Here is a 13,693-nt window from a genome sequence, read left to right as displayed (position 1 = left end):
GCCAGCCCTCTGACCCCGAAAGCGAACGTCATGAAATTTCTCGACCTGTGCAAAGTCTATATCCGCTCTGGTGGCGGCGGGGCGGGTGCGATCAGCTTCCGGCGCGAGAAATACATCGAATACGGTGGTCCCGATGGAGGCGATGGCGGCAATGGCGGCGATGTGATCATCGAGGCGGTCGAGGGGCTGAACACCCTGATTGATTTCCGCTATCAACAGCATTTCTTTGCCCAGTCGGGCCAGCATGGCATGGGGCGGCAACGCACCGGACGGTCGGGCGAAGACATCGTGTTGCGCGTTCCCGTCGGAACCGAGGTTCTGGACGAGGATGAGGAAACGATCATCACCGACCTGACCGAAGTGGGGCAGCGGGTGGTGCTGGCGCGCGGTGGCAACGGCGGTTTTGGCAACCTGCATTTCAAATCCGCCACCAATCAGGCGCCGCGCCGCGCCAATCCGGGGCAGGAAGGGGTAGAGCGCACGATCTGGCTGCGCCTGAAACTGATCGCGGATGCAGGCCTTCTGGGCCTGCCGAACGCGGGCAAATCCACCTTTCTGGCCGCCACATCGAACGCCCGCCCCAAGATTGCCGATTATCCCTTTACCACCCTTGTGCCGAACCTTGGCGTTGTCGGGGTGGACGGGGCCGAATTTGTGGTGGCCGATATTCCGGGCCTGATCGAAGGCGCGCACGAGGGGCGGGGGCTGGGCGTTACCTTTCTTGGTCATGTGGAACGCTGTTCGGTCCTGTTGCATCTGGTTGATGGCACCTCCGAGGATGTGGCCGCCGATTGGCAAACCATCATTGACGAACTTGACGCATATGGTGGTGCCCTGGCCGACAAGCCGCGCATCACCGCCCTGAACAAGATCGACGCACTGGATGACGAGGACCGCACCGAGGTGAAAGCGGCGCTTGAGGCGGTGGCCGGCCCGGTGATGATGATGTCGGGCGTCAGCCGCGAAGGCCTGACCGAGGTGCTGCGTGCGGTGCGGGCCGAAATCGCCACCGGCAAGGTTGACGACGGCGCCGGAGAAACGACATGGCGTCCCTGAACGGCGCGCGCCGTATCGTTGTCAAGATCGGCTCGGCCCTTTTGGTGGATCGTGACAGTGGCGATCTGCGCGCTGACTGGCTGCACGCCCTCGCGCAGGATGTGGCGATGCTCAAGGAACAGGGCGGCGATGTGGTGCTGGTGTCCTCAGGCTCTATCGCGCTGGGGCGCGGGGTGCTGGGCCTTGGCAATGGCGTGCTGTCGCTGGAGCAATCCCAGGCGGCGGCGGCAGTGGGGCAGATCCGCCTTGCCCGCGCCTATGAGGAAGTGTTGCAGCCCCATGGCATGATCACCGCGCAGGTTCTGGTGACGCTTGAGGATACCATGGACCGGCGCCGCTATCTGAACACCCGCGCCACGCTGGAGCAGCTTTTGTCATTGGGCGTGGTGCCGATCGTCAATGAAAACGATACGGTCGCCACCGATGAAATCCGCTTTGGCGACAACGACAGGCTGGCGGCGCAGATCGCCGTGACCGTGGGGGCGGACCGGTTGATCCTGCTTTCTGATGTCGACGGGTTTTATTCCGCCAACCCCCAAAGCGACCCGACCGCCCAAAGGTTTGAAACCATCGCCCGCATCACACCGGAGATCGAAGCGATGGCAGGGGATGCCGGGTCTGGCCTGTCAAAGGGCGGGATGAAAACCAAACTGATGGCGGCGCGCACGGCCATTGGCGGCGGCTGTGCCATGGCCATCACCAACGGTTTTGCCACCCGTCCGATCCGAGCCTTGGAACAGGGCGCAAACGCCACCTGGTTTCTGGCCGAAGGCGATCCGCAGACCGCACGAAAACGCTGGATCGCGGCGATGAAACCGCGCGGCACGCTTATGGTTGATGCCGGGGCGGCGCGCGCACTGGGGCAGGGAAAATCCCTGCTGCCCGCCGGGGTGATTGGCGTTCAGGGCCGGTTTGGCCGTGGCGATCCGGTGGTGATTGCGCAGGCTGACGGTAAATCCATCGGCTCGGGCCTGACCCGCTATACCGGCGATGAGGCGCGCGCGATCATGGGGCACCACAGCCGTGACATCGAACCCGTGCTGGGCTATCCCGGTCGCGCGGCCCTGATCCATCGCGATGATATGGTGCTGTGACCCTCTCTTGTTGTTGCTGAAAAATCCGCAAAAGGTGCCGCCTGATGAACGATCACACCGACATTCCCGCCCTGATGGCCGACATCGGCCAGCGTGCCCGGGCCGCCGCCGCAACCCTTGCCTTTGCCCCGTCCGAGGCCAAGGCCAGGGCGCTGAACGCCGCCGCTGATGCGGTTTGGGCCAACCGGGCGGCGATTTTGACGGCCAACCGCGAGGATCTGGAATTTGGCCGCGAAAAGGGGCTGTCCGATGCGATGATCGACCGGCTGACCCTGAGCGAGCCCGCGCATTCAGGCGATGGCCGACGGGCTGCGCGCCGTGGCCGAACAGGACGATCCGGTCGGCCGCGTGACCGAGGAATGGGACCGGCCCAGCGGGCTGCACATTCGTCGGGTGCGCACGCCGCTGGGGGTGGTCGGGGTGATCTATGAAAGCCGCCCCAATGTGACGGCTGATGCCGGGGCGCTGTGCCTGAAGGCGGGCAATGCGGTGATATTGCGCGGTGGCTCGGAGAGTTTCAACTCGTCCCGCGCGATCCACGCCTGCCTGACTGAGGGGTTGCGCGCCGCCGATCTGCCCGAGGATGCGGTGCAGCTGGTTCCGACCCGTGATCGTGCGGCGGTAAGCGAGATGTTGACCATGACCGATACGATTGACGTGATCGTCCCGCGCGGCGGCAAGGGGTTGGTGGGGCTGGTGCAACAACAGGCCCGGGTGCCGGTGTTCGCCCACCTTGAAGGCATCGTGCATATTTATATCGACAAGGACGCCGACCCGGAAAAGGCGCTGAAACTGGTGATGAACGCCAAAACCCGGCGCACCGGCATCTGTGGCGCCGCGGAATGCCTGCTGATCCACCGGGATGTGGTTGATACCATCGGGCAGGGTGTGGTGCGCGCGCTGATGGATGCCGGGGTCGAGGTGCGGGGCGATGCAACCCTGTGTGCCATCGAAGGGGTGGTTGCGGCGCAGGATGGTGACTGGGGCCGTGAATATCTCGACATGATCATGGCCGCGCGGGTGGTCGATGATATTGACGCCGCCATCGCCCATATCCGCCGTTTTGGCAGCAACCACACCGATTGCATCGTCACCGAGGACGACGCAGCCGTCGAGCGGTTCTTTCAACGGCTCGATTCCGCGATCCTGATGCACAATGCGTCAACCCAGTTTGCCGATGGCGGTGAATTTGGCATGGGTGCCGAAATTGGCATCGCCACGGGAAAGATGCATGCGCGCGGCCCGGTGGGGGCCGAACAACTGACCAGTTTCAAATATCTGGTAACCGGTGATGGCGCGGTCAGAAGCTGAGCGAGATTGCGCTGTCACCCTGCGCCAGCGCCACGCGGCGCCCGATTTCCGCTGCCGCCTTGTCAGCCAGCAGGAAATGCACGTGATTGGCGCCGATGTCACCGGCACTGCCTTGGCGGGTCGCGGCGGGCCACAGATCGGGCAGGGGTTTCAACCGCTCTGCCTGCCCTTCGATCTCGCCATTCCGGGCCATTGCGCCAAATGGTGATCTTGCCGCCCCAGGGCATTGCCGTTTCAAGGCATTGGATCAAAAGAAAGGCCAGTTTGACCTCGGCGCGCGGGGGATGGGTTTCGATTTGCCAGTCGATCGACAGTTTGCCCGTCGAAAGTGGCCCGAGAATCGACAGGATTTCAGCGCGCCCGATGTCTTGCCCCGCGCTGGCCGCACCAAAGGCGACGCGAAAAAACCGGATGCGCGCGTTGGCATTCTGAACGCTTTCGCTGATCAGGCTCATTTCGGGGCCGGCCGCCACCCCGGACATGGCCAAAAGCTCCAATCCATTGCTGATCGCACCAAGGGGGCTGATCAGATCGTGGCAGATACGCGACCCAAGCAGGGCATTGATATCGGGTGACGCCGCGCTCATGCTGTGCGGCCCGCAACAAAGGAACGTAACATGGGTGATATGACCTCGCTATTGGAACCGGGGATGATCGTGCGCCATCCTGACAAGCCCGAATGGGGCCCGGGCCAGGTGCAATCCAACATCAACGGCAAGGTGACGGTGATGTTTCGCCACATGGGCAAGGTGGTGATTGACGGCGCGCGTGTAGATCTCATGCCGGTGTATGACTCCTGACCAACGCCCGGGAACTGCCTTGGGTTTTCCCTTGATAGGCTAACATTCGTTAAAATTGTGTCAACGCTCCTGAGTGTGGCGCGCCGGTTGCCACGAGGGCGCGGGATGCCTAAAAGGCCACAGCCCGAAACAATCAGAGTGGTTCCGCGCCCATGGCCCCGAAACAACCGCGGTTTTCGTGCCGTCTGGCCCGCGACGAGGCCGATCTGGCCGCGGCCCAGCGGCTGCGCTATGCGGTATTTGTTCAGGAACTGGGTGCAGAGGGCAACATGGTGGATCACGACACCGGGCGCGAGGCGGATCGGTTCGATCCGTTCAATCAACACCTGATTTTGGTCGATGACGCCCGCGCTGAAACGGGGCAGGACGGGGTTGTGGGTGTTTATCGCCTGTTGACGTCACAAGGGGCCAAAGCGGCGGGGCAGTTCTATTCCGAAGACGAATACGATCTGACCATGCTGAAACAAAGCGGGCGGTCATTGTTGGAGCTTGGCCGGTCGTGCCTGCACCCGGCCTATCGCGGTGGATCGGCGATGATGCACCTCTGGGCGGCGCTGGCGGATTATGTGCAGGCCCACGACATCGAAATCCTGTTCGGGGTCGCCTCGTTTCATGGCACTGATATTGATACGCTGGCGGCCCCGCTGTCGATCTTGCATCACCGGCATCTGGCCCCCCCGATTTGCGGGTCCGCGCCCAACCGGCACAGTTTCAGCGGATGGATCTGTTGCCCGAATCCCGGATCGACCGCCCGGCGGCCATGCGCGCAACACCGGCGCTGATCAAGGCCTATTTGCGCCTTGGCGGGGTTGTGGGCGAGGGTGCCTTTGTCGATCATGCCTTCAACACAACTGATGTTTGCCTTGTCATGGATACCGCCCAGATGAATGCCCGCCACCGCGACATTTATACAAAGGCCCGCGGATGAGCCCGACCTGGGATGACGCCCCGCCACCGCCGCCCCTGCGAATTGGCCCGCTGGGATGGCTGCGGGTTTTGCTGCGCGGCGCGGTTCTGGGTGCGGTGGTGTTTGGCGGGCTGGCGGTGCTGTTGCTGGCGCGGCTGGTTGAGCGGCCCTTTTGCGGGCTGCACCGGCCTGTGACGCCTTATATCACGCGCGGGGTCTGTCGGGCGGCATTTTTCATCCTCGGGATCGGGTTCAAGGTGCAGGGCCGCCCGATGGTGGGCCGGGGGGCGGTGGTGGCCAATCATTCGTCGTGGCTGGATATTTTCGCGCTGAACGCGGCGGATCTGGTGTATTTCGTGGCCAAATCCGAGGTGGCGGGTTGGCCTGGAATCGGCTGGTTGGCGCGGGCCACGGGCACGCTGTTCATCCGGCGCGACCGGCGCGAAGCGGCGCTGCATCGGGATATGTTCCATGACAGGTTGGTGGCAGGGCATCGGTTGGTGTTTTTTCCAGAAGGCACGTCAACCGATGGAAAGCGTGTTCTTCCCTTTAAATCAACGCTTTTCGAGGCGTTCTTTAAAGATGACATGAAGAACATCATGCAAATTCAGGCTGTGACAGTTCTTTTCGATGATCCGGTCGGGGCGCCCCGGGGGTTTTATGGCTGGTGGGGCGATATGGAGTTTGGCGCCCATCTGCTCAAGACACTGGCGGCGCGCCGACAGGGTGCGGTGACGATCCTGTATCACGACCCGGTGCAGGTGGCGGATTTCGCCAACCGCAAAATCCTGGCGCTGCACCTTGAAAACCTAACCCGTGAACCTCTGAAAAATCATATTATTTCGGTCGGTTAAGAGATCAACCTCACAAACGACTCTAACGTCGTGGCGGCATCTTCGGTCTGCCAGATCTCGTCTCCGATGCCGAAGAAATCGGTTACCGGTGCGAGGTCGGTGAATTTTGCGGCGTCCAGCGCACCTTCGGCCACCACCGGCACCTCGATCATTTCCGACCACCAGGCGAACAGATCGCGGGGGGCCACAGTGCCATCGCCCAGGGGCGTTTGCGCCACGGGGCCAAAGCTGACGTAATCGGCGCCGCTTTCGCCCGCCGACATGCCATCATGGCGCGAGGTGGCGCAAAAGGCGCCGACAATGGCATCGCCGCCCAGATCGCCACGCACCTTGCGCACGTTGCGCGCGCCTTCCACCAGATGTACGCCGTCCAGCCCCAGTTGTTCGACCATCAGCACATGATCCTGAATGACGATGGCCACGTCGCGGGCATGGGTCACTTCGCGCAGGGCATCGGCGGCACGGGCCACATCATCCTGATTATGGCTGGCCATATGCAGGCGCAGACAGGCCACATCGACCCGGTCAAGCACCTGCGCCAGCCTGTCGCAAAAGGCCGGAACCGCGAACGTGGGTGGCGTAATGAGATAGATCTGCGGGCGCTCGGAATCGGACATGGCTTGCTCCTCGGGGTCTTGGCCCCGTCTCTTACCCGGCCTGAGCGGGCTTGGCTATCTCTCGGGTAAACTGCGGGTAAATTCCAGCGCCATGGCGATCAATGTGGCGCGCAGGGCGTCATCGCCCATGGCCCACTCTTCCACATCGACCATGCCGCCCATGGGCCGCCCGGTCATCACCATCGGGCCGACACCGGGCAGGGCAAGTGCGGCGTCATGGCGCGCCTTGCCCACCCGAAACAATCCGCCCTCCTTGTGAACACCACAGAGCATATGACCATTCACCATAAAACACAGGCCGCCGAACATGCGTTTTTCCACCACGACGCCCGTATCGTTCACGTCGTCGCGCAGCAGGGCGGCAAGGCCTTCGTCATATGGCATCGGGTCGCTCCTTGATCCTTTTCGGTTCTGACCCTATCACGCCCCCAGACAAAATCGCCGGAGAATTCATGTCAACGCCCCCCGCCGCTCAGCCGCTGTTCGTGCTGGTCCGCCCGCAGATGGGCGAAAACATCGGCGCCGCCGCGCGGGCGATGTTCAATTTCGGCCTCACGGATATGGCCATGGTCGAACCGCGTGACGGCTGGCCAAATCCCCGCGCCACGGCCCTGGCCAGCGGGGCGGGGCGGGTGCTGGACGCCGCACAGATCCACGCCACCACGCCCGAGGCGGTTGCCTCCTGTTCCTTCGTCTTTGCCACGACCGCCCGCAGCCGCGACATGACCAACCCGGTTTACACGCCGGAGGCCGCCATGGCCCATGCCGCAACCTTGATCGGCCAGGGGCAGCGGGTGGCGGTGCTGTTCGGCCCAGAACGCGCGGGCCTTGAAAATGACGACATCATCCGCGCCAATGCCCTGATCAACGTGCCGGTGAACCCGGATTTTCCCTCACTGAACCTGGCGCAATGCGTGTTGCTGACCGCCTATGAATGGCGCCGCCAGTCGGCCGATCTGACCCTGCAATCCACCCATTGGGCAGGGCAGGAACCGGCAACCCAGATCGAGGTTGAAAAGCTGGCCGAACATTATGAACAACGGCTTGATGAGGCGGGGTTTTTCTTTCCGCCCCACAAGGCCGATCCGATGAAACACAGCCTGCGCAACCTGTGGTCGCGCCTGCCCCTGACGGCGGCCGATGTGCGCACGCTGCACGGCATGCTGCGGCAATTGCTGCGTGGGCGGCAGGGCTGACTTGCAGGGTGACAGGGGCGCGGCTAGTGTCCGGCCAAAGGGGGCAATATGACCACCAAACGAAGCATTTTTGAAGAGGTCGGCGCGGATCAGCCCCGCGCGGCCCCCCGTGGCGGCATGATAGATGCCCGCCCCAAAGGCGCGCGACGCGCCATTCGGGTCTGGCTCATGGTGCTGTTTGCGCTGGTGATGGCGATGATTGCCCTGGGTGGTCTGACGCGCCTGACCGATGCGGGCCTGTCGATAACCGAATGGCGCCCGGTCACTGGTGCGCTGCCGCCGATGAACGCCGCCGATTGGCAGAGCGAGTTCGACAAATACCGCGCCATCCCGGAATATCAGTTGCAGAACAAAGGGATGAGCCTTGCATCCTTCCAGTTCATCTATTGGTGGGAATGGAGCCATCGTCAGTTGGGCCGCATTATCGGGCTGGTCTGGGCGCTGGGGTTCTTTGGGTTTCTTGTGGCGCGCAAAATCCCCACCGGCTGGACCGGGCGGTTGTTGGGCGTTGGGGTCTTGGGCGGGGCGCAGGGCGCGATCGGCTGGTGGATGGTGTCATCCGGGCTGAGCGGCAGCGCGCTTGATGTGGCGTCTTACCGGCTGGCCACGCATCTTGGGCTGGCGTTTGTCATTCTCGGGCTGATCGCCTGGTACGTGTTTCAACTGGGCCGTTCCGAGGCCGATCTGATGCAGGCACGGCGCAACCGCGAAGGCGGGCTGGTTACGGCCACGACCGTTTTGATCATTGCGGCGGGCGTGCAGATTTTGCTGGGCGCGCTGGTGGCGGGCATTGACGCGGGGCGGTCCTTTCCCGACTGGCCGTTCATGGCGGGTGGGTTTCTGCCGCCTGATCCCCTGTCGCTGACCCCGATCTGGCGCAACTTCTTTGAGGATCCGGGATTGGTGCAATTCATGCATCGGATGATGGGGTATCTGCTGTTCGTTCTGGCGCTGGCCGTCTGGTGGCGCGCCCGCCGTTCGGCCAACAATGCCACGCGGTTTGCCTTTAACGCGATGATGGCGATGCTTTGTGTTCAGGTGGCGCTGGGGATTTTCGCGGTGATCTATCAGGCGCCGCTGCACATCGCCATCGTGCATCAGTTCGGCGCCGTTATCGTGTGGGTGTTGATCCTGCGCGCCCGCCACATGGCCCGTTTTCCCGTCGCGCAATCCCTGCGCGGCTGATTTTCATAGTTCAGGAGCATTCCCATGGCCGCATTTGACGATCTGATGGCGTTTCAACGAGAAACCGAGGCATTGGCGCAGATTGCCGGGCGGCTGGGCTGGGATCAGGAAACCGTGATGCCCCGGGGCGCCGCCGATCAGCGTGGCGAGGAAACAGCGGCCATGGAGGGTGTTTTGCACGCCCGCCGGATTGATCCGCGGGTGGGCGAATGGCTGGAGCGGGCCGAAGCGCCCGACGAGGTGGGCGCAGCCAACCTGCGCCACATCCGCCGCACGTTCGAACGCACTACCCGGGTGCCCGCGCGCCTTGCCGCCGAACTGGCCCGGGTGACCAGCGTGTCACAGGGCATCTGGGCGACGGCACGGGCCAATAACGATGTGGCGGCGTTTCTGCCCACGTTCCGCAATGTTCTGACCCTGAAGCGGGAACAGGCGGCGGCGCTGGCCGATGGTGGCGATCCCTATGACGCGCTGCTGGACGATTACGAACCGGGCGCCACGGGGGCCGGGCTGGCCGATATGTTCGGGGCGCTGCGCCCACGGCTGGTGGCCTTGCGCGAACGTGTGCTGGGCGCACCTTACCAACCTGCGGGCCTTGCGCAAACGTTTGACGAGGCCGGGCAACTGGGCATCAGCACCGCGCTGGCGCGCACCTTTGGCTATGACATGACGCGGGGGCGGATCGACAAGGCGGTTCATCCGTTCTCGAGCGGGTCGGGCAATGACGTGCGCATCACCACCCGCACCACGCCCCATGATCCGTTCAACTGCTTTTATTCCACGATCCACGAGGTCGGCCATGCGGCCTATGAACAGGGGATAGATCAGGCGCATCTGCTGACACCCGTGGGGCAGGGGGTTTCCATGGGGGTGCATGAAAGCCAGAGCCGGATTTATGAAAACCAACTGGGCCGCTCGGCGGCCTTTACCGGCCATCTGTTCGGGGTGATGAAAGACACCTTTGGCGATTTCGGCGTGGCCGACGCGGCGGCGTTTCACGGGGCGGTCAACCGGGTCGGCCCCGGGTATATCCGCACCGAGGCCGATGAGGTGCATTATAACCTGCATGTGCTGTTGCGTTTCGATCTGGAACGGCAGTTGATCGCGGGCACCCTGGCCCCCGAGGAACTGGAAGAGGCGTGGAACGCCCGGTTTCTGGCCGATTTCGGGGTTGCTGTCGATTGTCCGGCCAACGGGATGTTGCAGGATGTTCACTGGTCGGTGGGGTTGTTTGGCTATTTCCCGACCTATACCCTTGGCAATGTCTATGCCGGATGTCTGCACCAGGCGCTGCGCGCCGCTCTGCCAAACCTTGACGATGATCTGGCCCGGGGCGACACGTCTGCGGCCACCGAATGGTTGCGCGCCAATGTGCAAACCTATGGCGGGTTGCGCCCGCCCCGTGACACGATCCGCCATGCCTGTGGCTTTGACCCCCACGAGGCGCCGCTGCTGTACTACCTCGAAGCAAAGTTTTCGGCGCTTTACGGGCTTTAAGCCCCTAAAGAGGCCGGATTTTCAGCCGGGTGATCCGGTTATCCTTGCGCTGCGCCACTTCAAAGCGGAAGCCGTGGAAGGAAAACACCTGCCCCTGCGTGGGAATGGTTTGCGCCTCGTGAATGACAAGCCCGGCGATCGTATTTGCCTCTTCGTCTGGCAGCGACCAATCGGTGGCGCGGTTCAGATCGCGGATGGTCATGGCGCCATCGACAACGTAATCGCCCGCGTCCGTCCGGCGCAGGGGGGTTTCAGCGTCCATGTCGAATTCATCGGTGATTTCGCCAACGATTTCTTCCAGAATATCCTCGAGGGTGATCAACCCCTGAAGGGCGCCGTATTCATCGACGACCAGCGCAAAATGGGTGTGACGGCGCAGAAACTGGCGCATCTGATCGTCAAGCGTGGTGGTTTCCGGCACGAAATAGGGCTTCATCGCCACATCGAGAATATCGAAATCGTCAAACGGGTCGGCCACGCCGGGGTGTTCGCGGCGCCTGGCATACATCGCGCGCAAAAGATCCTTGGCGTGAATCACGCCGATGATTTCCTCCTGGGTGCCGCGATAGATCGGCAGGCGGGTGTGGGGTGATTTAAGGCATTGGGCCAGCGCCTCGTCCGGGGGGATCGTCACGTCGATCATCTCGATCTTGGAACGGTGAAGCATGATTTCCTCGACCGTGCGTTCCGCCAGATCCAGCGCGCCCAGGATACGGTCGCGATCCTCTTTCTGCACCACGCCCTCGGAGTGGCCAAGGTTCAGCGCGCCGGCGATTTCTTCGCGCACCGCGAGGATCTGACTGTCCGGGTCGGCGTTGACGCCGAACAGCCGCAACACCACCCGCACAAACGCGCGCACGGCGCTGACCATGGGGGAAAATACGGTGATCACGATCTGAATCGCCCGGCTGACCATGCCCGCAGCGGTTTCGGCGTTGGTGATCGCATAGGTCTTGGGCAGGACTTCGGCAAAGATCAGCACCAGCAGCGTCATCACCAGCGTCGCCAATGCCACGCCGGATTCACCGAACGCCCGGGTAAACAGGGCGGTGGCCAGTGACGTGGCCAGAATATTCACCAGGTTGTTGCCCAAAAGGACCGAACCGATCAGGCGTTCGTTGTCTTCGGTGATCGCCAGCGCCCGCTGCGCCCCGGTGTTGCCCTTGTCGGCCTGCGCGCGCAGCTTTCCGCGCGATGCGGCGGTCAGGGCGGTTTCGCTGCCTGAAAAGAAGGCTGAACACACCAGCAAGGCAAGAATTGCCGCGCCCGTGATCCAGAAGGCAGTATCATAAACGCCAGAGGCCGTTTCCATCGCGATTGTCTTTCCTTTTTCCGGTGGTCCTGAGGGGCATATGCGCCCCTAGCTGTCTTTGGCAAGCGGGTGATGCTCCAGCACCAGGTCGCGCAGCCGTTCATCCAGCACATGGGTATAGATTTCGGTGGTGGACACATCGGCGTGGCCCAGCAATGTCTGGATCGACCGCAGATCGGCCCCCCGGCCAACAGATGCGTGGCAAAAGCATGGCGCAGGGTGTGGGGCGTTACCTTGTCAGGCGAAACACCCCCATGAACGGCAAGTTCCTTGATCAGGGTATAAAACCGGTGGCGCGTCAGATGGCCCTGTTTGGCATGGGTCGGAAACAGGAATTTCGAAGCCGCAAAACGCTTTGCCACCCGCTCTGCATCTTTTGCATCACGTTCCAGCAGCCACACCGTCAGGGCATCGCGGGCCGGAGGGGACAGGGGCACCATGCGTTCCTTGCCGCCCTTGCCGCGCACCAACAGCATCCGGGGGTCGCCCCGGGCAGCGGTCACAGGAAGCGAGACAAGCTCGCTCACCCGCATTCCGGTGGCATAGAGAATCTCCATCAGGCAGGTATTGCGGAGCCGGTCACTGCGCGATGTGCCGGCGGTCTGGGCGGCGCCGATCAGCCGGTCCACCTCATCCACGCTCAGGGTTTTGGGCAGCCGTTTGGCCCGACCCGGCCCCTTGATCTGAATCGCCGGATTGTCGGCGCGCCAGCCTTCCTCGAACGCGAAACGATAAAGCTGCTTGATCGCCGACAGCCGCCGCGCCCGGGTGGATTGGGCCAGGCCCAGCGTATCGCAGTCAATCATATAGGTTTCGACATCGTTGCGCTGCGCCGTGTCGAAATCCAGTGCTTTGCGCTCCAGCCACTCGGCAAAATCCTTCAGGTCGCGGGCATAGGCCAGCCGGGTGTTTTCGGCGGCGTCCAATTCAGCGGCCTGCGCCTCCAGAAAGGTCTGGATGCGCCGGATCATCGAAACGCTCATGTCACCGGTCCCACAATCATCAAGTGCAGGGCGGCGCGGCGGGCGTAAACCTCAAGCCCGGTGGCGCGCAGCAGGGCGATGGCGTTTTGCAGCTCATCAAGGTTGCCCGCCGCGCCTTTGGCAAACAGGGTGATTGCCTGCAACACTGCTTCGCCCCGGCGCCCCTGATCCAGCAGGGATTGCAGATCGGCTGACGGGGCCTTGGCGCGAAACCCATCGCGCAATGCCGTGCTCAGGGAATCAACGGGCGTGGCACGGACCGCCTCGCCCTGCGCCAACGCCAGCCAAAATGCCTGTTCCGGGGTTTTTGCCTTGGCCCGGGCGGCGGCGGCGGCAAAATCCTGTGACAAAAGGCCGATCTTCAGCTGAATTTCGTCGCTTTCGCCCGACAGCACCAGCGGATCAACCGCCGGGGCCATCGCCTCGGAAAAGGCCACCTCCAGCCCGTTGTCCAGCATTTCGCGCCACGCAGCAGGCAAAGAATTTGCCACTCCGTCATCATCGCCAAGGTTGATCGCCTCGGCCAGATCCTGAACCGCGTCCACCCGTTCCCAAACCCCGCCCGAGGCGGCAGGCTGGCGTTCGCTGTAGATTTCGATCAGGCGATCACCGGAAATGGCACCCATGCGCGCCAGACGTTCGGCGGCGGTGATCCGCGCCTTCCAGCCGGTGATCGGCCGCAAATCGGCATGGGCAAAGGCGATGGGCAGGTTCAGCGTCGACAGGGGTTCGCCAACGGCGGCGTACATGGAAAACACCAGCGGCGATGGTTTGCGTTCAACCGGCAGGGGGGCGCGTTTTCCGAAAGCTCGGCGGACAGGAACCGCGCCAACAGCTCATCCTCATCGGATTTGATCAGGCCCAGCGCCTCGGCGGTATCA

12 protein-coding genes and 3 pseudogenes are annotated in these 13,693 nt (G+C 62.9%); 9 read left to right on the top strand and 6 right to left on the bottom strand.

The annotated features are described in order from the left end of the window. Positions 1–30: 30 nt before the first annotated feature. The 3 genes and pseudogenes from obgE to AC0L7P_RS12040 all read left to right on the top strand — a co-directional run bounded on the left by obgE (position 31) and on the right by AC0L7P_RS12040 (position 3,461). On the top strand, positions 31–1,056 hold the full coding sequence (gene obgE / locus AC0L7P_RS12050) for a GTPase ObgE (RefSeq protein ID WP_473432991.1): 1,026 nt from the start codon (positions 31–33) through the stop codon (positions 1,054–1,056). Then, the gene (gene proB, locus AC0L7P_RS12045) at positions 1,044–2,150 is read left to right on the top strand and encodes a glutamate 5-kinase (RefSeq protein WP_473432990.1); all 1,107 of its coding nucleotides are present in this window, start codon (positions 1,044–1,046) and stop codon (positions 2,148–2,150) included. Before obgE ends, proB begins: the two co-directional genes overlap by 13 nt. 44 nt (positions 2,151–2,194) lie before the next feature. Beyond that, positions 2,195–3,461 (top strand): annotated as a pseudogene (locus tag AC0L7P_RS12040) (glutamate-5-semialdehyde dehydrogenase). Positions 3,462–3,559: 98 nt separating this feature from the next. On the opposite strand, the gene AC0L7P_RS12035 reads toward AC0L7P_RS12040, so the two are convergent. After that, positions 3,560–4,048 carry a histidine phosphotransferase family protein gene (locus AC0L7P_RS12035; protein ID WP_473432989.1) on the bottom strand — a complete coding sequence of 163 codons (489 nt, stop codon included), beginning with the start codon at positions 4,046–4,048 and terminating at the stop codon, positions 3,560–3,562. Positions 4,049–4,078: 30 nt separating this feature from the next. Here AC0L7P_RS12035 and AC0L7P_RS12030 point away from each other — a divergent pair, with 30 nt between their 5' ends. The 3 genes and pseudogenes from AC0L7P_RS12030 to olsA all read left to right on the top strand — a co-directional run bounded on the left by AC0L7P_RS12030 (position 4,079) and on the right by olsA (position 6,022). Beyond that, on the top strand, positions 4,079–4,261 hold the full coding sequence (locus tag AC0L7P_RS12030; RefSeq protein ID WP_473432988.1) for a DUF3553 domain-containing protein: 183 nt from the start codon (positions 4,079–4,081) through the stop codon (positions 4,259–4,261). A gap of 152 nt (positions 4,262–4,413) precedes the next feature. Continuing rightward, positions 4,414–5,189: pseudogene (gene olsB / locus AC0L7P_RS12025) on the top strand (L-ornithine N(alpha)-acyltransferase). After that, a complete protein-coding gene (olsA, locus tag AC0L7P_RS12020) occupies positions 5,186–6,022 on the top strand; it encodes a lyso-ornithine lipid O-acyltransferase (RefSeq protein ID WP_473432987.1) in 837 nt (278 codons plus the stop codon). The pseudogene olsB and the gene olsA overlap by 4 nt, the downstream one beginning before the upstream one ends. Here the strand turns inward: olsA and AC0L7P_RS12015 are convergent. Continuing rightward, positions 6,019–6,639: a thiamine phosphate synthase gene (locus AC0L7P_RS12015; RefSeq protein ID WP_473432986.1), complete on the bottom strand. Its 621-nt coding sequence runs from the start codon at positions 6,637–6,639 to the stop codon at positions 6,019–6,021. The genes olsA and AC0L7P_RS12015 overlap by 4 nt on opposite strands. 54 nt (positions 6,640–6,693) lie before the next feature. Continuing rightward, a complete protein-coding gene (locus AC0L7P_RS12010; RefSeq protein WP_473432985.1) occupies positions 6,694–7,023 on the bottom strand; it encodes a TfoX/Sxy family protein in 330 nt (109 codons plus the stop codon). Between the two features lie 68 nt (positions 7,024–7,091). Here AC0L7P_RS12010 and AC0L7P_RS12005 point away from each other — a divergent pair, with 68 nt between their 5' ends. From AC0L7P_RS12005 to AC0L7P_RS11995, 3 genes are read left to right on the top strand one after another with little or no spacing between them, the layout of a single operon-like run. Continuing rightward, complete coding sequence (locus tag AC0L7P_RS12005) at positions 7,092–7,835, top strand: RNA methyltransferase (protein WP_473432984.1); 744 nt, start codon at positions 7,092–7,094, stop codon at positions 7,833–7,835. Between the two features lie 48 nt (positions 7,836–7,883). After that, the gene (gene ctaA / locus AC0L7P_RS12000) at positions 7,884–9,020 is read left to right on the top strand and encodes a heme A synthase (protein WP_473432983.1); all 1,137 of its coding nucleotides are present in this window, start codon (positions 7,884–7,886) and stop codon (positions 9,018–9,020) included. Positions 9,021–9,044: 24 nt separating this feature from the next. Continuing rightward, entirely contained in the window at positions 9,045–10,517 is a 1,473-nt protein-coding gene (locus AC0L7P_RS11995; RefSeq protein ID WP_473432982.1) for a carboxypeptidase M32, read from the top strand. Positions 10,518–10,521: 4 nt separating this feature from the next. Here the strand turns inward: AC0L7P_RS11995 and AC0L7P_RS11990 are convergent, their stop codons facing one another. The 3 genes and pseudogenes from AC0L7P_RS11990 to AC0L7P_RS11980 form a co-directional block, all read right to left on the bottom strand. After that, positions 10,522–11,829 carry an HlyC/CorC family transporter gene (locus AC0L7P_RS11990; protein WP_473432981.1) on the bottom strand — a complete coding sequence of 436 codons (1,308 nt, stop codon included), beginning with the start codon at positions 11,827–11,829 and terminating at the stop codon, positions 10,522–10,524. A gap of 48 nt (positions 11,830–11,877) precedes the next feature. After that, a pseudogene (locus tag AC0L7P_RS11985) lies at positions 11,878–12,800 on the bottom strand (site-specific tyrosine recombinase XerD). 8 nt (positions 12,801–12,808) lie between these two features. Further along, positions 12,809–13,561 (bottom strand): hypothetical protein, encoded by a 753-nt coding sequence (locus AC0L7P_RS11980; RefSeq protein ID WP_473432980.1) that lies wholly within the window; start codon positions 13,559–13,561, stop codon positions 12,809–12,811. Positions 13,562–13,693: the final 132 nt, after the last annotated feature.

This window comes from Oceaniglobus sp. K40-3 (assembly GCF_055808395.1).
This window is presented reverse-complemented; position numbering and strand designations above follow the sequence as displayed.

Coding starts and splice junctions, on each gene's coding strand:
- obgE (WP_473432991.1), top strand. CDS start 31: ATGAAATTTCTCGACCTGTGCAAAGTCTATATCCGCTCTGGTGGCGGC.
- proB (WP_473432990.1), top strand. CDS start 1,044: ATGGCGTCCCTGAACGGCGCGCGCCGTATCGTTGTCAAGATCGGCTCG.
- AC0L7P_RS12035 (WP_473432989.1), bottom strand. CDS start 4,048: ATGAGCGCGGCGTCACCCGATATCAATGCCCTGCTTGGGTCGCGTATC.
- AC0L7P_RS12030 (WP_473432988.1), top strand. CDS start 4,079: ATGGGTGATATGACCTCGCTATTGGAACCGGGGATGATCGTGCGCCAT.
- olsA (WP_473432987.1), top strand. CDS start 5,186: ATGAGCCCGACCTGGGATGACGCCCCGCCACCGCCGCCCCTGCGAATT.
- AC0L7P_RS12015 (WP_473432986.1), bottom strand. CDS start 6,639: ATGTCCGATTCCGAGCGCCCGCAGATCTATCTCATTACGCCACCCACG.
- AC0L7P_RS12010 (WP_473432985.1), bottom strand. CDS start 7,023: ATGCCATATGACGAAGGCCTTGCCGCCCTGCTGCGCGACGACGTGAAC.
- AC0L7P_RS12005 (WP_473432984.1), top strand. CDS start 7,092: ATGTCAACGCCCCCCGCCGCTCAGCCGCTGTTCGTGCTGGTCCGCCCG.
- ctaA (WP_473432983.1), top strand. CDS start 7,884: ATGACCACCAAACGAAGCATTTTTGAAGAGGTCGGCGCGGATCAGCCC.
- AC0L7P_RS11995 (WP_473432982.1), top strand. CDS start 9,045: ATGGCCGCATTTGACGATCTGATGGCGTTTCAACGAGAAACCGAGGCA.
- AC0L7P_RS11990 (WP_473432981.1), bottom strand. CDS start 11,829: ATGGAAACGGCCTCTGGCGTTTATGATACTGCCTTCTGGATCACGGGC.
- AC0L7P_RS11980 (WP_473432980.1), bottom strand. CDS start 13,561: ATGTACGCCGCCGTTGGCGAACCCCTGTCGACGCTGAACCTGCCCATC.